This window comes from bacterium (assembly GCA_035419245.1).
Classification (GTDB): Bacteria; Zhuqueibacterota; Zhuqueibacteria; order Residuimicrobiales; family Residuimicrobiaceae; genus JAKPUX01.
Map to the genome: position 1 here is coordinate 537,818 of DAOLSP010000001.1, position 16,298 is coordinate 554,115.

Sequence of the window (16,298 nt, forward strand, 5' to 3'; positions counted from 1 at the left end):
CGGCTTGCGATGAGATCACAGGAGGTTTTATGACGGATACACAAAAAATGAGCCGTTTGTCCGGCCTGATTGCCGGCTGGCAGGAAAAAGTCATCACTCTGCAGCGCCATCTTGTGGCCATCCCGGCGCTGGCGCCGGAAAACGATGGCGATGGTGAGAGGCTCAAGGCGGATTACATGCGCAGCTACCTGGAGCAGCTCGGCCTCGATGAGCTCGAAGAACTCAATGCTCCAGATCCACGGGTCTCCTGCGGGCACCGCCCCAATCTGCTGGTACGGCTCCATGGCGAGGACCGCAGCCGGACGGTATGGGTGCTCGCTCACCTCGATGTCGTGCCTCCGGGCGATTTGGAGAGCTGGGCGCCGGAGGATCCCTACCGTTTAAGAGTGGACGGGGATGTACTCCAAGGCCGCGGCACCGAAGACAACCATCAGGGGTTGATCTCGGGCTTGCTCGCGGTCGCCGCCTTCAAGGAGGCGGGAATCCGGCCGCCGTGCAACCTCGGGCTGGCGGTGGTTTCTGACGAAGAGACCTCCAGCCGCTACGGGCTGGAATATCTCATGCAGCACCATCGCAACCAGTTTGGCATAAATGACCTGGTCCTCGTCCCAGACGCCGGCGATCCCGAGGGCAAGATCATCGAAATTGCGGAGAAGAGCATCCTCTGGCTCAAGGTGACGGTGACCGGAGCGCAATGTCACGCCTCCACGCCGAAAGAGGGCAACAACGCCGCGCGCGCCGCCGCCCACCTGGTGGTCCGGATGGATGCACTTGAAGCAACATTTAATGCACAGGATGTTCTGTTCGACCCGCCGAACAGCACCTTCGAGCCGACCAAGCATGAAGCCAATGTGCCCAATGTCAACACCATCCCAGGCAAGGAGGTCTTTTATTTCGATTGCCGGGTCCTGCCGCGCTATCCCCTGGCGATCGTGGAGGAGAAGATCCGAGCGTTGGCCGACGAGGTAGAGGCACAGTTCGGCGTCAGTGTGCGCCTGGAGCCGCAACAACGGTCGGAGGCGGCGCCGCCCACCCCGGAGAGTGCTGCGGTTGTCAACGGACTCAAACGGGCCATCCGGGCCGTCAAGAAGGTCGAGCCGCGTTGCGTCGGCATTGGGGGCGGCACTGTGGCGGCGATCTTCCGCCGTGCCGGCATTCCGGCCGCAGTCTGGTCTACTCTAGAGGATACCGCCCATCAGCCGGGAGAAACCTCCCGGATCTCCCACACGCTCAGCGACGCCACGGTGATGGCCTACCTCATGCTTCACGCCTAGAATGCCAAAAGGCCCGCTGAAATTCTTCAGCGGGCCTTTTCGTCAGCACCGGTCAACGGACTACTTCCCTGCGACGTTTGAGCCGGGAGTGGATGAACCAGCCCACCAGGACCGCGAGCAGGAGCACCACGACGATATCGACCTGATGGGAGTATTGCTGTACAACCCCCCAGTTTTCTCTCAGCTTGAGACCAAGATAGAGCAGAAAGGTGTTCCAGAGGGTGGCGCCGGCCAGCGTCGCGGCGAGGAAGGGAAAGAGACGCATTTTGCCCATGCCGGCCGGGATGGAGATGAAATGGCGGATCACCGGTATGAACCGGCTGAAAAAGAGTGTGATGGTGCCGCTGCGCCGGGCGAAGAATTTTTCAGTGAGCTCGAGATCATGACGGTCGAGCAGAAGGTACTTGCCGACCTTGAGCACGAGGGGTTTGCCGCCAAAATAGCCCATATAGTATGAGAGAATCGAGCCGAGCATCGAACCGGCAGTGGTCGCTGCTGCGGAGACGACAAAATTCCATTTGCCGTCGGCGACCAGAAATCCGACGAAGGGCATGACGGCTTCGCTCGGTACGGGGGCCACCATGCTCTCGAGCATCATTAGCAGGGCGGCACTCCAATAGCCCCCGGCATCAAGCAACCTGATAGCCAGTTCAGAGATATACTGGGTGATCATTATTTTTCTCCGATGGTGGGATAATTATATAGGTATACCATCAAACGGAACGATCTGCGCAATTATCGGATGGAGCCTCCGACGCGCCGGTCGAGCATCCGTTTCAATCCTGCGGAATTTCCCGGGGACCAGCCAAAGGCCTTGCGCCAGACCTCATCGCTCTCCATGCAGAGATAGACCGGCGTCTCCTGGCCGTGCGATTTGATCCATCGGTACATTTTATGGAACATTTCGATGCGCTGCGGCTTGAAGTAGCGGAACTTCAGGTCCGCTCCAGGCAGCAGCTCGCCCAGCGGGATCCGCGACTCGGGGTGGTTTTCGCGGATGATCTCATCGAGGAAGGGGGGATAGCGCAGGGCGCCCAAGCTGATCCAGGCGATGTTCGTGGGCTTGATCCGTGCAAAGATCGCCTCAACGACGGCGCGGTACCCCTCCTCCCAGCCCTCGTGACGGATCATAGGATCGAAATGAAATCCAATCCAGAAGCCGGCCTCCTGGGCTGCCGCCGCAGCGGCAAGACGCGCTGCCAGCGGCGGTGTGTTCGGTTCCTCACTGGCTACCATCGCCGCGGCGTTGACCGACCAGGAGACGACCGTGCGGCGGTTATGGGGCTGGTGGAGAAAATGGGCGGTGTGGGTGTTTTTGCTTTTCAGCTCGATTATGGCATTGCTTTGGCGGCTGAAATAGTCGACCAGATCGCCGCTCCAGGCGGTGAAATGGTCGAACGTCAGGCTGTCGGATAGCTCGCCGGTGCCGATGCGGAAGAACTGGCGTGGGTGCCGTTTGAGGGTATCGTCCAGCTCAGCGAACATGGTCTCGAGATTGCAGTAGAGGGTGGTCATGGGCACATTGAGGTAACCCTGAAGAATGCAATAAGAGCAGCCCAGATCGCATCCGGCGGCGATGTCGAGGTTGTGATAAAGGCAGCAGATATGGCGGGAGGTGCCGGGACAGAGACGCAGGAAGGGACCGCGCTGCCGCGCTAAGAGGATGCTTTTCGGCGGCGGATTGAGCGGCAAGGCTTTCTCATCCTCTACGACGATGCAATCTGCCCCGGGCAGGCGGTCGAGGATGCGCCGGGTCCAGGGGCTCTCGCGAACCGCCTCCTCGATATAGAGGTGTTCGGGCATGAAGGGCTGGCACACAGAGTGGTTCATGCCAGCTGTACCAGTTGGGCGATCAGACCCCGCTCCTGCATGGTTTGCAGCACTTGCAGATGACGGGCGTATTCCTCGGTTGAGGTGAACGAGAGTTCGATCCGGTACTCCTCGCCCGAAAACCAGGGGGTAGAACGCAAATGGATCTGCGGTGGCAATTTGGCGCTGCGGAGCAGCGCTTCAAACCGCGCCTGCACCTCGCCGTACTGAGGATAGCGCAGCTGCAGCAGCCGATTCCTGACCCGGTCACTTTTTTGCGAGGGGGTCAGGTGCAGGTCGGCCAGCAGCACCATCAGGTCGGGTTCGGCCAGAAGCTCAGCGATGCTGCTGTTTTTTATGGCGGCGATATCGGCAAGGAGCGTCCAGAATTCACGCTGGCGGTTTTTGCCGAGGCGCAGTTGCTGGCAGAGCAGCCAGAAGCTGCGGCGCTCAGCGGCCGGAGCAGCGGCAAGCAGGCTGGCGCTCTCAACGCCCAGATCATCGGCGGCAAGGGCGGCTTGCAATTCCGGCTCGAGCTGTACCAATGGTTCATAAAGGGTCACGAGTTTGGGGTTGGGTGCGAGGCCCATGCGCGGCAGCCAGGTGCGGATGATCTCCGCGGTCTCGCAGGCAAAGGTGCGCCGCAGGGTGGTGAGGGCGTAGGCGGCCTCGAGCGGAGACAGGGGTGCAGAGGCGCTGCGCTCCACCAGCATGCGCTGATAGACGGTCCGGTCATCCCATTCCTCGGGCAACAGGCGCGCGGGAACCGCTGTGAGTCCGGCTGCAAGTGCAGCCTGGTAGCGGCGGAACCCGCGCACCAGCCGGAAGCGGAGACCAGCTGCAGCCGCGTCACGGCGCGGCTGCAGCGTCAGGGGAGTGAGAAGGCCGAGGGCGGCGACCGAGCGGACAAGGGCGTTGCTCTGTGGTGCAGGCCAAAGCTGGAAAAGCCGGTCCTCGCCGTCGATCTCACTCAGGGCCAGGGTATAAAAAGTAAAATCCATAAGGCTCTCCGGGTCAAGACTTTAATGTAACTATTTTAGGGCTTTTATTTCAAGTCTTTTCATACGGTTTGCTCTTTTGGTGGCGATAAATTCCCTTGACAAAGTTGGAATTTATTAGTAAGATAAAATCAGGCGGGCTGCAATAGACCTTCATCATTCAAAACAAGGAGGCGTCAGATGGCTTTCGATTGTAAAGGCACCTTGAACAAAGTCATGCTCATCGGAAGACTGGGCGCGGATCCCGAATTGAAGTACACGCCCGCAGGCGCCGCCGTCCTCACCCTCAGTCTGGCGACCAATACCTCATGGAAGGATCAGGAGGGCAAGGCGCAGGAAAAGACCGAATGGCACCGAGTGGTGGCCTGGCGCAAGCTCGCGGAGGTCATTGGCCAATACGCCAAAAAAGGCAGCCGGCTGTACGTGGAGGGCAAGGTGGTGACCCGCTCCTGGACGGACAAGGATGGGACCAAGCGCTATACAACGGAAATTCAGGCGGAATCGATCCAGCTGCTGGAAGGCCGGGGAGAGCGGGAGGGGGCCGAGATGATAGAAACGCCCCTGCCGACCGAGGCCGATTTCAATGGCCAGAGCCAGGGCTCCAATAGCGAAGACGATCTGCCCTTTTAAGAGGGGCTCCAGGGCGGGCTGAAATCACTTGGTCCGTTCCGGAACGGTTCTGACGGTTCCAAAATCCAAGGTCCTGAGCGGCTTTGGATTTTTTGTTTCCATTGCGGCGGTCTGATGGTTTGAGGAGAACAATGGCACAACCACCCTATGATCCAGTGCCCCTAATTCGCGCGGCCTTTCAGGCCAGCAATGCTGCGAAGGCCCGGTTTTCCGGATTCCGGGTCGGCGCCGCCCTGCTCTGCGCGGACGGCACCCTGATCACGGGATTCAATATCGAAAGCAGCTCATATGGATTGACCCTTTGCGCGGAACGGGTGGCCCTCTTCCGGGCTCTGGCGGAGGGCAAAACCGCCTTCACCGCCATCGCTGTCGTCGCCGGCAAGCGGAATTGGTGCCCGCCCTGCGGCGCCTGCCGCCAAGTACTCTGGGAGTGGGCCCGGGATCTGCAGGTAATTCTGGCGCGTAGCGAAACCGAGTATCGCATCCTGTCGTTGAGCGATCTGCTGCCGCATGCCTTTGATGAAGGATACCTGATGCATGATTGACCCCTCGAACCGCTTCTCTTGTCTGATCATCGGCATCGCCGGCCCCTCCGGATCTGGGAAGAGCTTTATCGCCGAGCATATCCTCGCGGCGCTGCCCGACCTGCGGGGTCTCCTGCTCAGCCAGGACGATTATTATCGAGACCGTTCTGATTTGACTCTGGAAAAGCGTCAGCACATCAACTACGACCATCCGGATGCAGTGGAGTTCTCCCTCCTCATCCGCCATCTCGAGGCGTTGCGCGCCGGTTCGAGCATTGAACATCCCCTCTACGACTTTTCAGTGCACAACCGGAGGCCGGAGCGGCGGCGTGCCGGGCCGGCGGATCTAGTCATCGTCGATGGACTGCTGCTCTATACGGTGCCGGCGATGCTGCCCCTCTTCGATCTGCGGCTCTATGTGGATACACCGCTGGATATCTGTTTCATCCGTCGCCTGCAACGCGATGTCCTCGAACGCGGCCGCACCATGGAGTCGGTGATCCAGCAGTATTGTACGACGGTGCGGCCGATGTTCATCGAACATGTGCTCGCCAGCCGGGAACGGGCCGATCTGGTTCTCTCCGGCGAGGTGCCGGTGGAGGAAGTGCTGCCGCAAGTGCTGCAGCGTGTGCGGGCTCTCAATCCCTCCCTTCATGCCCAGCGGCCGGAGCGTGCGACGCCCCTGCGCACCTGGCAGGAAATGCTGATGGCCGAGCATGCCCTGCTCTTGCGCGGCCTCTTCCTGCTGGAGGCTGCGGTTGCGGCCAAACGGGAGGGCACCATCGAAACCGGGCGCATCGCCAAGCTGCTCCATTTTTTCCTCGCCTTCGGCGACCGGATTCACAACGTCAAGGAGGAGAATCATCTCTTTCCTCTCCTGGTGGAAAACGGCATGCCACAGGAGGGCCTCATCAAAGAGATGCTTCTGGATCATGAGGCGGAACGGGAATTGATCGCCGGTATCCTCGCGAGGATCGGCAGGGCGGCGGTGCTGACCGGGGCGGAGCAGAGCGGACTGGCTGCGCAGCTCGAAGGTTATCTTTTCAGGCGCCGCGCCCATATCCGCCAGGAGAACGAGGCGCTCTATCCCCGGGCGGCGGAGGTGATCACCACGGCGGATGTGGAACGGATTGTGGCCGATTTCGCCAAGGTGGAGGAACGCTCGCTCTATCCCAATGCGGGGCGGCACTTCGCCAATCTGCTGCGTCAGCTGGAGCGGGATTGAGGCGGGCCTACACCATCCGCCCTCCCGGCTGCGACCGCGCCGGGCGAAAAAAATAGACACGTATCGTAACGGGCAGGAGCGGATCATGTTAAGTATTGTTCCAAAAGATACCGGATGGATCGAGGTGATTTGCGGCAGCATGTTCAGCGGCAAGACCGAGGAGCTGATCCGCCGGTTGCGGCGAGCACAGATCGCCCGCCAGAAGGTAGCGATTTTCAAACCAGCCATCGATAACCGCTACTCCACCGAGCACATCGTCTCGCATAATGAGGGGCGGCTCCCCTCGAAAACAGTGACCTCGGCCCAGGAGATCCTGGAACAGGCGGGCGACTCCACCGTGATCGGGATTGATGAAGCGCAGTTTTTTGGGCCGGAGTTGGTCGAGGTCTGTCAAAAGCTGGCCGACGGGGGCAAGCGGGTCATCGTCGCCGGGCTCGACCAAGATTATACCGGCAAGCCTTTTGAGCCCATTCCGCAGCTGCTGGCGGTGGCCGAGTACATCACCAAGACCCTGGCGATTTGTGTCAAGTGTGGCAACCCAGCCAACCGTACCCAGCGCCTCAGCCACGATTCGGCGCGGGTGGTGGTAGGCGCACAGAATATCTACGAGGCGCGCTGCCGCTTCTGCCATGAGGTCTTTTCCAGCCCGGAAGATGCGGAGAAAGCGAAATGACATCGATGCAAACGCTGCGTCTGCGGGATCAGGTCCAGGAGGCGGTGGCTTTTGTCCGTCCCCGGCTTGCGGAACCGCCGCGGGTTGCGATCATCCTCGGTTCGGGATTGGGCCGGTTTTCCGAGCGGATCTGCCAGGCGGAACAGATCGATACCGCGGAGATTCCTTACTATCCGCATTCAACCGTGCCGGGGCATGCCGGCCGCTGGTTTGCCGGCCGGCTCGGCGCGACACCGGTGATCGCGGTTCAGGGACGGGTCCACTATTACGAGGGCTATGACCTCAAGCAAGTGATCTTTCCCGTCCACCTCCTTGCCAGTCTGGGGATCGAGATCCTGATCGTGACCACTGCCAGCGGCGGCCTGAATCCGCAATTCGCTGCCGGCGATCTGATGCTCATCACCGATCAGCTCAATTTCACTTTTACCAGTCCGCTGACCGGCCGGCCGGAGGATCAGCTCGGGCCCAGATTCCCCGACATGATGCACTGTTACGATCCCGGATTGCTCGAGGTGGCGCGCGCGGCGGCCCAGCGGCTGGCCATCCCGCTGCGGGAGGGGATCTTTTGCTGGGTGACTGGCCCGGCCTATGAAACCGCTGCGGAGGTGCGCATGCTGCGGCTGCTCGGCGGGGATGCGGTATCGATGTCCACCGCTCCCGAGGTCATCGCCGCTCGGCAGCGGCACCTGCGCGTGCTCGGCATCTCGCTCATCACCAATCCCGGCACCGGCCTGTCGAAGGTAAAACTCACCCACGAGGAAGTGACCACGACGGCGGATCAGGCGGGAACGCGACTGGGAAACTTGCTGGAGGCGGTTGTCGCTGATCTGGCAGAGGATCGGCCCGGCCTGGGAACAGAGACTGGGGCCGGATCGACGGGTGAGCGGCGGATTGGTTGAAAAATATTGACAAAATCATAAAAATATAGTATATTTATGAGCTTGGGATTATGGCGTGTTCGTCTAGGGGTCTAGGACGCTGGCCTCTCACGCCGGTAACACGGGTTCGAATCCCGTACACGCTACATCGTCCAAGTGACTCTTCGCTGTTCTCTGGACATAACGCGCCCGTAGCTCAACTGGATAGAGCATCTGGCTACGGACCAGAAGGTTGGGGATTCGAGCTCCTCCGGGCGCGCCAATTTTGGGAAGGCTTTCCTCATGCAGGATCATGTGGCCTGGATGCGGCTTGCGCTGGCCGAAGCCCAGAAGGCCTTGGACAAAAATGAGGTTCCGGTCGGCGCGATCGTGGTGCATGAGGACCGGGTCGTTGGCAGGGGGCACAATCTCATAGAGTCCCTGCAAGATCCCACCGCGCACGCCGAAATGCTGGCTGTCACTGCTGCAGCCAATGCCCTCGCCTCCTGGCGGCTGGATCAATCCATCCTGTATGTTACCCTTGAACCCTGTATGATGTGCACGGGCGCTGCACTGCTCTCGCGTATCCCGTTGATTGTCTATGGCGCCGCCGATCCGCGCTATGGCGCATGCGGCAGCGCGTTGCAGCTGACCGATGGTCGACAGCTGGATGTTCAGGCGCGTCTGATCAGCGGGGTGCTGCATGAGGAATGCAGCGATCTACTCAAGCGGTTCTTTCGCAAGCTGCGTTAGATCCAGTGCGCCCGTTGGTCGCTGGCGGGATGCATGCGTTTCTATTGGAGAGGTGCCGGAGCGGCTGATCGGGGCGGTCTCGAAAACCGTTGTGCCCTTGCGGGTACCCAGGGTTCGAATCCCTGCCTCTCCGCATAGTTTTGCAGTCTGATCGATTGGAGAGGTGTCCGAGAGGCTTAAGGAGCACGCTTGGAAAGCGTGTGTAGGCGACCCCTACCGCGGGTTCGAATCCCGCCCTCTCCGCCAGTGGTCCCTGCGTCTGGATGCCGGGATCCGGCATCAACAGGCGGTTTCATCTTTTTTTCGGGGCTGTAGCTCAGCTGGGAGAGCGGTACGTTCGCAACGTATAGGTCGTGGGTTCGAATCCCATCAGCTCCACAAGAAAAGGCTGTGCTAGACGGGGAGCTAGCGGTGCCCTGTAACCTGCAACCCGCTCCAGCAGGGTCGAAGTCCCATTCTGAGGCCTGCTCACGTTCTTGTCTCTCCACAGTGCGCAACGCTGAAAGTTCAAGCCCCACGCAATGGAGTCGTGCCCAACCCCGTCAGGATCGGAAGATAGCAGCGGCAAGCACATGCTCTATGTGCCGCGGGAGTACTTGGCTGGAGTTGTGGGCTGTGCCGGCTTGAACGCCGAGAGGTCGAGGGTGGGTGCACAGCCTTTTTATTTTGTCACCGAAGCCGGATCCCCGCATGTCCTACTTGGTGCTTGCTCGAAAATACCGCCCCATGTTCTTCACCGATGTGATGGGGCAGCAACATGTGACCCAGACTCTGCAAAACGCCATCCAGCAGAACCGGATCGCCAATGCTTATCTCTTTTGCGGTCCGCGCGGCATCGGCAAGACCACCGTCGCGCGTTTGTTGGCCAAAGCGCTGAACTGCGACCAGGGCCCCACCATTCATCCCTGCAATACCTGCTCCTCCTGCATCGAAATCAATGAAAGCCGCAGCCTTGATGTTTTTGAAATCGACGGTGCCTCAAACCGCGGCATTGATGAAGTGCGCAACTTGCGCGAGGGGCTGCGTTACACCCCCAATCCCGGCAAATACCGTATTTATATTATCGATGAAGTGCACATGCTCACCAATGAGGCCTTCAATGCGCTACTGAAGACCCTGGAGGAGCCCCCTGTCCGGGTGCTCTTCATCTTCGCCACCACCGAGGTCCACAAGGTGCCGGCGACAATCCTCTCCCGCTGCCAGCGTTTCGATTTCAAGCGTATGCCCCACCATACTATTGTCGAGCAGCTGCAGACCATGTGCCGGCAGGAGGAAATCACCATCGATGCCGAGTCCCTGCGCATCATCGCGACCAAGGCCGATGGCAGCATGCGAGATTCGCAGAGCATCCTCGACCAGATCATCGCTTTTGCTGGTAAGAACATCCAGGCCCGCGATGTCGCCTCCCTGCTCGGGATCATCGATCAGGAGCTCTTTTTTAGGGTGACCGATCTGATCCGCAACAAGGATACCGAGGGTGCGGTCAAGCTCGCCGAATATATCTTCAACGAGGGCTTTGATTTTGACGAGTTTCTGCTGGGCCTTGAGCAGCATTTACGCAATTTTCTGGTGATCAAGAGCAGCGGCGCGGCCCATCTCATCGACTGTTCCGAGGAGCACATCGCGCGGTATCAGCAGGAGAAAGAGGCTTTCTCCGTGGAGGACCTACTGCGTCTGATCAAGATAGCGGCCGATACGGAGAATTTGGTGCGCCGTAGCAGCAATGCCCGTCTGCACTTCGAGGTGGCCTTGGTCAAGATGGTCCGGATGAGCGGCAGTGTGCAACTGGCGGCCTTGATGGCGCATCTCAACGACGAGGTAAAAAAAAACTCTAGCCCGTCCGGGTTGAGCGGTGTTACGAACCTTCCTGATGTCAGCCTGCACGCCGCCTTCCATGCCGCACCGCCACCATCCACGGCGTCTCCGGTCCCCGCATCGCCGCCGGGCGCTGCACCGCCTCTGCCCGCTCCGTCCGCCCCCGCCCCGGTACCGGCCGCGGCCGCCAGTTCCTCGGGATTGACGCTGGCATTCATCGAGGAGCGCTGGCAATCCATTCTCGATGCCATACGGGCTCAGAAGGTCGCCCTGGGGACCTTTCTCTGTGATGGATGGCCGACCCGGGTGGGCAACGGCCAGCTGGAAATCATGTTCCCCCGCGAAAGCAGTTTTCAGATGGACGCCATCCTCAACAGCCGCGCGCTGCTGCAGGAAATCATCGCGGCAATCCTGGGCACCTCCCTGAACATTGTCTGCGTCAAGGATGAAGAGGGCCTTTTGCCCCGTGTGCGCAAAATTGCACCCTTAACCGACAACAAGAAAGAGTTCGAAAAACTGCTCCAGGAAGACCGCTGGATTCAAACCGTCGTCCAGCTCTTCGATGCCGAGTTCCTGAAGTAAAAGACCGAGGTGACAATGTTCAACAAGGGCAATATGGGTGGATTGCTGCGCCAAGCGCAGCGGATGCAAGAAGAGTTGCAAAAGGCGCAAGCCAATCTGGCCAATCTCAAGGTTGAGGGCAGCGCCGGCGGCAATATGGTGATCGTGACTGCCAACGCCGCGCAGGAACTCCTGCAGATTCAAATCAATCCAGAGGTGGTCGATCCGGAGGATGTTGAGATGCTGGAAGACCTTGTTCTCGCCGCAGTCAACCAAGCGCTGCAGAACGGCCGCGCCCGAGCGGAGGAGGAGATGGCTAAGATAACCGGCGGCATGGATCCCGGCATGCTTGGCGGACTCAAACTGCCCGGTTTTTGACTCCCAGCCGGCGAAGCGCTGTCATGAACTATTCATCTGAAGCAGTCGAGCGCGCCATCCATGAGCTCAGCAAAATGCCCGGCATCGGCCGGAAATCAGCCCAGCGCCTGGTCTTTTTCCTGCTCAAGCGCCCGGCGGAGGAGATTGCTGGCCTGGCGCAAGCTCTGAATGAGCTGCATGAAAAGGTACGCTATTGTTCGCACTGCTTTAATATCACCGAGCAGGACCCTTGCCCGATCTGCAGCGACGAGCGACGCGATCGTCGCCTGATCTGCGTCGTCGAGGAGGCCAACGATGTGGTAGCCCTCGAAAAAACCGGCGAGTTCAGGGGATTGTACCACGTGCTGGGCGGGGCGCTTTCGCCGCTGGATGGCGTCGGCCCCGACGATCTGAAGATTCGGGAATTGCTGGTGCGATTGCCCGAGGGGGTTGAGGAGGTCATTCTTGCAACCAATCCCAACACCGAGGGGGAAGCGACAGCCCTCTATCTGGCCCGGCTGTTGAAACCCATGCAGATCAAGCTGTCGCGCATCGCCCGCGGCATACCGGTCGGCGCCGACATTGAATACGCCGATGAGATGACGCTCGCGCGCGCCATGGCGGGCCGCGTCCCAGTGTGACCCCCTCCCTTCCCTCCCTGCCGGAGCAATTTATCACTTGCCTTTATTGACAATTTTTTAGTACCTTAAAATACCCTCTTGCTAGCTGGACGACGGAAGCCTACTGCACACACTATCAGGTGGTCACTTGTGACTGATAAATTATCCTGGCCGGATCACGCGGCCTGCGCTTTGGCAACGACATGCTATAGCGGATATTTCCCGATCGCGCCGGGAACCGTAGGTGCGGCCCTGGCTGCGCTCGGCCTCTGGTTTCTTAAGATGGACCAGGGCGTGCCGCTGCTGGCCGGCACGCTGCTGTGCGGGCTGGCCGGCGTCTGGGCCGCCAAACGGGCGGAGATACGCTGGGGCGAGGACCCTGGACGGGTGAATTGGGATGAGGTGGTCGGCATGATGCTCTCCCTGCTCTTCCTGCCCCGCACGCTGAGTGTTTTCATCCTGGCTTTTCTGGCTTTCCGGTTTTTTGATATCCTCAAGCCCGTTCCGGTCAGCACCGCCGAACGTTTGCCGCATGGCTGGGGCATCATGGCCGATGATATGATGGCGGGAATTTATGCCAATCTCCTCGTGCAGGTCGTGGTCCGCTTCTGGCCCATGAAAGGATAACATGGCACGGATCGAGCTGATTTCCATCGGCGATGAACTGCTCATCGGCCAGACCATCAACACCAATGCCGCCTGGATTGGCCAGGAACTGCTCGAGGCCGGCATGAATGTGAACCGCGTGACTACGGTGGGGGATGATCTCGAGCAGATCACGGCCGCTTTGGCGGAGGCCGAAGCGAGAGCCGATTGCATCCTCGTCACTGGCGGGTTGGGACCGACCAACGACGACATTACGCGCAAGGCGGTCTGCGACTATTTCGGAGTGGGACTGATCCGCAACGAGGCCTTGCTCACCCACATCCGGTCCCTGTTTCAACGCCGCAATCTTCCCATGGCACGGGTCAACGAGGATCAGGCCCTGGTGCCGGAAACGGCGCAGTTGATTCAAAACGATCGAGGCACCGCGCCGGGCTATCTTTTTACGCCGCCGGGAAAGCGCTTTTACTTTATGCCGGGCGTGCCTTATGAAATGCAGGCGATGATGCGGGAGAGCGTTCTGCCTGAACTGCGCGCCGGGCGTACTGGGGCGATCCTGCTCACCCATCATATCGCCACCATCGGTATTGCCGAGAGCGCGCTCTATGAACGGATCGGGGATATCGCCGCGATCTCCGCCCTGGTCCGCATCGCCTTTCTGCCCAGTCCCTTTGGGGTGCGCATCCGCCTTAACGCGATGGCTGAGGATGAAGCACAAGCTCAACAAAAACTGGAAGAGGCGGCCCGGCTGGTGCGCCGGAATATCCAGCCCTTTATTTACGCCGAACGCAATATCACCCTCGAGGCGGCGCTGGGCGAAGAACTGGTATCGCGCAGGGAACGGCTGGCGGTGGCCGAATCCTGCACCGGCGGACTGATCGCCAACCGGATAACCAATATTCCAGGAAGCTCCCGATTTTTTGAGCGCGGAATCGTCTCGTACAGCAATGCCGCGAAGATAGCGCTCCTGGGGGTTCCCGAAACCCTGATCGTGCAGCACGGCGCTGTCAGCGCGGCCGTGGCGGAAGCCATGGCCGCGGGAGTGCGCCGGATCAGCGGGACCGAGCATGGGCTCGCCGTCACTGGCATCGCCGGACCGGACGGAGGGACTTTGGAAAAACCGGTCGGTCTGGTTTTTGTCGGCTATTCTGGCGGCCGGGGCACGGCAGTTGAGGAGCACCGGGTGATCTCCGGCGACCGCCTGGTCAACAAGGAACGCTTTGCCGCCCTGGCTCTCAATTTGCTGCGGAAAAATTTATTCAACATTCAGGTTTGATGTCAACGCTGCGCATCTTTATTGCAATCGAGCTTCCCGCGGTGATTCGCACGGCACTGTCCGACTTGCAGCAGCAGCTCCGGCCGCTGGGGAGGGGCGTCAGCTGGACCCGTCCGGAAGGGATCCATCTAACGCTTAAATTCCTCGGCGATGTCGAGTCCGGTCGGATCGAGGCCATTGCACAGGCTGTAGAACGGGCGTGTCATGGCACGGCTGCTTTCGGCATGACTGTTGCCGGTGTGGGCGGCTTTCCCAATCTGACGCGGCCGCGGGTGCTCTGGGTTGGCATCGAGGAAAGTACGGGCCGGCTTAAAACGATACAGGCACAGATCGAAACAGAACTGTCCGCATTGGGGTATCCACGTGAGCAACGCCGTTTTTCGCCCCATCTGACCCTGGGGCGGGTGAAATCGCCAGACACCTTGCAGCCGCTCTGCGCGGAAATGCAGAAACGGGGTTTTGCACCCATGCCCTTCGCCGCGGGCAGTATTGTCATCATGCGCAGTGAGTTGAAACCGGATGGCGCTCTGTATACGCCGCTAAAAAGAATCGAATTATAAATAGCAGGTACCTTTATGCCAGAAGAGAGAGAAGAGAAGCGTAAAGCGCTCGAGCTGGCCATGACCCAGATTGACCGGCAGTATGGCAAGGGGTCGATCATGTGGCTCGGCGAGGACAAGAAGGTGGCCATTGATGTGATTTCCACAGGATCGATTTCACTGGATGCCGCTCTGGGGGTGGGTGGGGTGCCGCGTGGCCGGATCATCGAGATTTTTGGCCCGGAATCTTCAGGCAAGACGACCCTCGCCTTGCATGTCATCGCCGAGGCGCAAAAGGCCGGCGGCCTGGCGGCCTTTGTCGATGCCGAACACGCACTGGATGCCCATTATGCCAATCTCCTCGGCGTCGATACCGAGAATCTGCTGATCTCGCAACCGGATACCGGCGAGCAAGCCCTCGAGATCACCGAGACACTGGTGCGCAGCGGCGCGCTGGATGTCATCGTGATCGATTCCGTAGCCGCCCTGGTACCGCGGGCGGAGATCGAGGGAGAGATGGGCGATGCCCAGATGGGCCTGCAGGCCCGCCTGATGTCGCAGGCGATGCGCAAACTGACCGCGGCGATCAGCAAATCCAGGACCTGCGTAGTCTTTATCAACCAGATCCGCGAAAAGATCGGCGTAATGTTCGGCAGTCCGGAGACCACTACCGGCGGCCGCGCTCTCAAGTTCTATTCCTCGGTCCGCCTCGATATCCGCCGGACGGCCTCGATCAAGGAGGGGGAGAATGTCATCGGCAACCGTACCAAGGTGAAGGTCGTCAAGAACAAGGTCGCGCCTCCCTTCAAGGAGGCCGAATTTGATATCATCTACGGTCAGGGAATCTCCAAAATCGGCGATCTGCTCGACCTGGCGGTGAACATGAACATCATTGAAAAAAGCGGCACCTGGTTCTCTTACAAGGAGGAGCGCTTGGGCCAAGGCCGCGAGAATGTGCGCCGCTACCTCGACCAGAATCCTGAACTCTTGCAAGCTATCGAAAAGCGTGTGCGCGAGTCCATTGGCCTGGTTGGGGGCAAGGAAGCTGCGAGCGCTGAAGCCTAAAGCCCCTTCCGGCGGGAGCGAGATTCATGGCTGAAACGCACACGGTCACGGCCATCGAGATGCAGAAAAAGGATGCCAGCCGCATCTCGGTTTTTCTCGATGGGGAGTTCGCCTTCGGCTTGCATCAAGATGTCCTTCTGGAATGCGGCATCGCCAAAGGGGACCAGCTGACGGCCGAGCGGGTGGAAGCGATCCTCGCCCTCGAGGAGCGCCGGCGCGCCAAGGAGAAAGCGTTGCGGCTGCTGGCGGTGCGCAGCCGCAGCCGCAAGGAATTGACCGACCGGCTGAAACAGGCCCTGTTCAGCCCGGCCGCGGTCGAATCGGCTCTTGCAGAGATGGAACGTCTCGGATTCCTCGACGACGCCGATTTCGCCCGGATGTGGGGGCGTAATCGCACCGCGACACGCCCCACTGGCGCTTTCATGTTGCGCCAGGAACTGCGCCAGAAGGGACTGAACGATGCAGAGATCGAGCAAGGTTTGCAGGCGGCTTTCCAGGACCAAAGCGAAGCGGAGGTGGCTCGTGCACTAGCCGTCCGCCGCAAGAAAAACCTTGGTGCGATCCCCCCGGAAAAGGCCAAGAAGCGGCTCCAGGATTTTCTCTTGCGCCGCGGATTTGGCTGGGAAGTGGTAAGTGCGCTGATCGATGAGTGGGAGAGTCTGTAATCCGAAATTTTCTTGCGCACTCTCCCGTTTTAATAGTATTCCCGGATGAAAAAG

Annotated in this window: 18 protein-coding genes, 5 tRNA genes and 1 other RNA gene; 21 read left to right on the forward strand and 3 right to left on the reverse strand. The window is 59.9% G+C overall.

What is annotated here, in order from left to right; genetic code table 11:
* Positions 1–29 precede the first annotated feature (29 nt).
* Entirely contained in the window at positions 30–1,274 is a 1,245-nt protein-coding gene (locus PLH32_02110) for a M20 family metallo-hydrolase (GenBank protein ID HQJ63383.1), read from the forward strand.
* Positions 1,275–1,326: 52 nt separating this feature from the next.
* On the opposite strand, the gene PLH32_02115 is transcribed toward PLH32_02110, so the two are convergent.
* The 3 genes from PLH32_02115 to PLH32_02125 form a co-directional block, all read right to left on the reverse strand.
* Entirely contained in the window at positions 1,327–1,947 is a 621-nt protein-coding gene (locus PLH32_02115; protein ID HQJ63384.1) for a DedA family protein, read from the reverse strand.
* Positions 1,948–2,009: 62 nt separating this feature from the next.
* Complete coding sequence (locus PLH32_02120; GenBank protein HQJ63385.1) at positions 2,010–3,104, reverse strand: DNA photolyase; 1,095 nt, start codon at positions 3,102–3,104, stop codon at positions 2,010–2,012.
* Entirely contained in the window at positions 3,101–4,084 is a 984-nt protein-coding gene (locus PLH32_02125; protein ID HQJ63386.1) for a ParB N-terminal domain-containing protein, read from the reverse strand. The genes PLH32_02120 and PLH32_02125 overlap by 4 nt, the downstream gene beginning before the upstream one ends.
* Positions 4,085–4,261: 177 nt before the next feature.
* Between PLH32_02125 and PLH32_02130 the strand changes: the two genes are divergently transcribed.
* From PLH32_02130 to PLH32_02225, 20 genes are all read left to right on the forward strand, one after another.
* Complete coding sequence (locus tag PLH32_02130; GenBank protein HQJ63387.1) at positions 4,262–4,711, forward strand: single-stranded DNA-binding protein; 450 nt, start codon at positions 4,262–4,264, stop codon at positions 4,709–4,711.
* 131 nt (positions 4,712–4,842) lie between these two features.
* Complete coding sequence (gene cdd / locus PLH32_02135) at positions 4,843–5,256, forward strand: cytidine deaminase (GenBank protein HQJ63388.1); 414 nt, start codon at positions 4,843–4,845, stop codon at positions 5,254–5,256.
* Positions 5,249–6,460: a uridine kinase gene (gene udk / locus PLH32_02140; protein HQJ63389.1), complete on the forward strand. Its 1,212-nt coding sequence runs from the start codon at positions 5,249–5,251 to the stop codon at positions 6,458–6,460. Before cdd ends, udk begins: the two co-directional genes overlap by 8 nt.
* Before the next feature lie 85 nt (positions 6,461–6,545).
* The gene (locus tag PLH32_02145) at positions 6,546–7,133 is read left to right on the forward strand and encodes a thymidine kinase (GenBank protein ID HQJ63390.1); all 588 of its coding nucleotides are present in this window, start codon (positions 6,546–6,548) and stop codon (positions 7,131–7,133) included.
* Positions 7,130–8,032, forward strand: coding sequence for a purine-nucleoside phosphorylase (locus PLH32_02150; protein HQJ63391.1), 903 nt, complete (start codon positions 7,130–7,132; stop codon positions 8,030–8,032). The genes PLH32_02145 and PLH32_02150 overlap by 4 nt, the downstream gene beginning before the upstream one ends.
* Before the next feature lie 52 nt (positions 8,033–8,084).
* Positions 8,085–8,157, forward strand: a tRNA-Glu gene (locus tag PLH32_02155).
* Positions 8,158–8,196: 39 nt separating this feature from the next.
* Positions 8,197–8,273, forward strand: a tRNA-Arg gene (locus PLH32_02160).
* A gap of 20 nt (positions 8,274–8,293) precedes the next feature.
* Entirely contained in the window at positions 8,294–8,743 is a 450-nt protein-coding gene (gene tadA / locus PLH32_02165) for a tRNA adenosine(34) deaminase TadA (GenBank protein ID HQJ63392.1), read from the forward strand.
* 46 nt (positions 8,744–8,789) lie between these two features.
* A tRNA-Ser gene (locus PLH32_02170) sits at positions 8,790–8,876 on the forward strand.
* A gap of 24 nt (positions 8,877–8,900) precedes the next feature.
* Positions 8,901–8,989: transfer RNA gene (locus PLH32_02175), tRNA-Ser, on the forward strand.
* Between the two features lie 59 nt (positions 8,990–9,048).
* Positions 9,049–9,121: transfer RNA gene (locus PLH32_02180), tRNA-Ala, on the forward strand.
* A gap of 10 nt (positions 9,122–9,131) precedes the next feature.
* Positions 9,132–9,399: signal recognition particle sRNA large type (gene ffs, locus PLH32_02185), an RNA gene on the forward strand.
* A gap of 34 nt (positions 9,400–9,433) precedes the next feature.
* The gene (dnaX, locus tag PLH32_02190; protein ID HQJ63393.1) at positions 9,434–11,140 is read left to right on the forward strand and encodes a DNA polymerase III subunit gamma/tau; all 1,707 of its coding nucleotides are present in this window, start codon (positions 9,434–9,436) and stop codon (positions 11,138–11,140) included.
* Between the two features lie 15 nt (positions 11,141–11,155).
* On the forward strand, positions 11,156–11,497 hold the full coding sequence (locus PLH32_02195; protein ID HQJ63394.1) for a YbaB/EbfC family nucleoid-associated protein: 342 nt from the start codon (positions 11,156–11,158) through the stop codon (positions 11,495–11,497).
* 23 nt (positions 11,498–11,520) lie between these two features.
* Positions 11,521–12,117 carry a recombination mediator RecR gene (recR, locus tag PLH32_02200; protein HQJ63395.1) on the forward strand — a complete coding sequence of 199 codons (597 nt, stop codon included), beginning with the start codon at positions 11,521–11,523 and terminating at the stop codon, positions 12,115–12,117.
* A gap of 129 nt (positions 12,118–12,246) precedes the next feature.
* On the forward strand, positions 12,247–12,723 hold the full coding sequence (locus PLH32_02205) for a phosphatidylglycerophosphatase A (protein ID HQJ63396.1): 477 nt from the start codon (positions 12,247–12,249) through the stop codon (positions 12,721–12,723).
* A gap of 1 nt (position 12,724) precedes the next feature.
* Positions 12,725–13,975 carry a competence/damage-inducible protein A gene (locus PLH32_02210; protein HQJ63397.1) on the forward strand — a complete coding sequence of 417 codons (1,251 nt, stop codon included), beginning with the start codon at positions 12,725–12,727 and terminating at the stop codon, positions 13,973–13,975.
* On the forward strand, positions 13,975–14,535 hold the full coding sequence (thpR, locus tag PLH32_02215) for an RNA 2',3'-cyclic phosphodiesterase (GenBank protein ID HQJ63398.1): 561 nt from the start codon (positions 13,975–13,977) through the stop codon (positions 14,533–14,535). Before PLH32_02210 ends, thpR begins: the two co-directional genes overlap by 1 nt.
* A 15-nt stretch (positions 14,536–14,550) precedes the next feature.
* On the forward strand, positions 14,551–15,579 hold the full coding sequence (gene recA / locus PLH32_02220) for a recombinase RecA (GenBank protein ID HQJ63399.1): 1,029 nt from the start codon (positions 14,551–14,553) through the stop codon (positions 15,577–15,579).
* A 26-nt stretch (positions 15,580–15,605) separates the two neighbouring features.
* Entirely contained in the window at positions 15,606–16,244 is a 639-nt protein-coding gene (locus PLH32_02225) for a RecX family transcriptional regulator (protein HQJ63400.1), read from the forward strand.
* Positions 16,245–16,298: the final 54 nt, after the last annotated feature.

Coding starts and splice junctions, on each gene's coding strand:
- PLH32_02110 (HQJ63383.1), top strand. CDS start 30: ATGACGGATACACAAAAAATGAGCCGTTTGTCCGGCCTGATTGCCGGC.
- PLH32_02115 (HQJ63384.1), bottom strand. CDS start 1,947: ATGATCACCCAGTATATCTCTGAACTGGCTATCAGGTTGCTTGATGCC.
- PLH32_02120 (HQJ63385.1), bottom strand. CDS start 3,104: ATGAACCACTCTGTGTGCCAGCCCTTCATGCCCGAACACCTCTATATC.
- PLH32_02125 (HQJ63386.1), bottom strand. CDS start 4,084: ATGGATTTTACTTTTTATACCCTGGCCCTGAGTGAGATCGACGGCGAG.
- PLH32_02130 (HQJ63387.1), top strand. CDS start 4,262: ATGGCTTTCGATTGTAAAGGCACCTTGAACAAAGTCATGCTCATCGGA.
- cdd (HQJ63388.1), top strand. CDS start 4,843: ATGGCACAACCACCCTATGATCCAGTGCCCCTAATTCGCGCGGCCTTT.
- udk (HQJ63389.1), top strand. CDS start 5,249: ATGATTGACCCCTCGAACCGCTTCTCTTGTCTGATCATCGGCATCGCC.
- PLH32_02145 (HQJ63390.1), top strand. CDS start 6,546: ATGTTAAGTATTGTTCCAAAAGATACCGGATGGATCGAGGTGATTTGC.
- PLH32_02150 (HQJ63391.1), top strand. CDS start 7,130: ATGACATCGATGCAAACGCTGCGTCTGCGGGATCAGGTCCAGGAGGCG.
- tadA (HQJ63392.1), top strand. CDS start 8,294: ATGCAGGATCATGTGGCCTGGATGCGGCTTGCGCTGGCCGAAGCCCAG.
- dnaX (HQJ63393.1), top strand. CDS start 9,434: ATGTCCTACTTGGTGCTTGCTCGAAAATACCGCCCCATGTTCTTCACC.
- PLH32_02195 (HQJ63394.1), top strand. CDS start 11,156: ATGTTCAACAAGGGCAATATGGGTGGATTGCTGCGCCAAGCGCAGCGG.
- recR (HQJ63395.1), top strand. CDS start 11,521: ATGAACTATTCATCTGAAGCAGTCGAGCGCGCCATCCATGAGCTCAGC.
- PLH32_02210 (HQJ63397.1), top strand. CDS start 12,725: ATGGCACGGATCGAGCTGATTTCCATCGGCGATGAACTGCTCATCGGC.
- thpR (HQJ63398.1), top strand. CDS start 13,975: ATGTCAACGCTGCGCATCTTTATTGCAATCGAGCTTCCCGCGGTGATT.
- recA (HQJ63399.1), top strand. CDS start 14,551: ATGCCAGAAGAGAGAGAAGAGAAGCGTAAAGCGCTCGAGCTGGCCATG.
- PLH32_02225 (HQJ63400.1), top strand. CDS start 15,606: ATGGCTGAAACGCACACGGTCACGGCCATCGAGATGCAGAAAAAGGAT.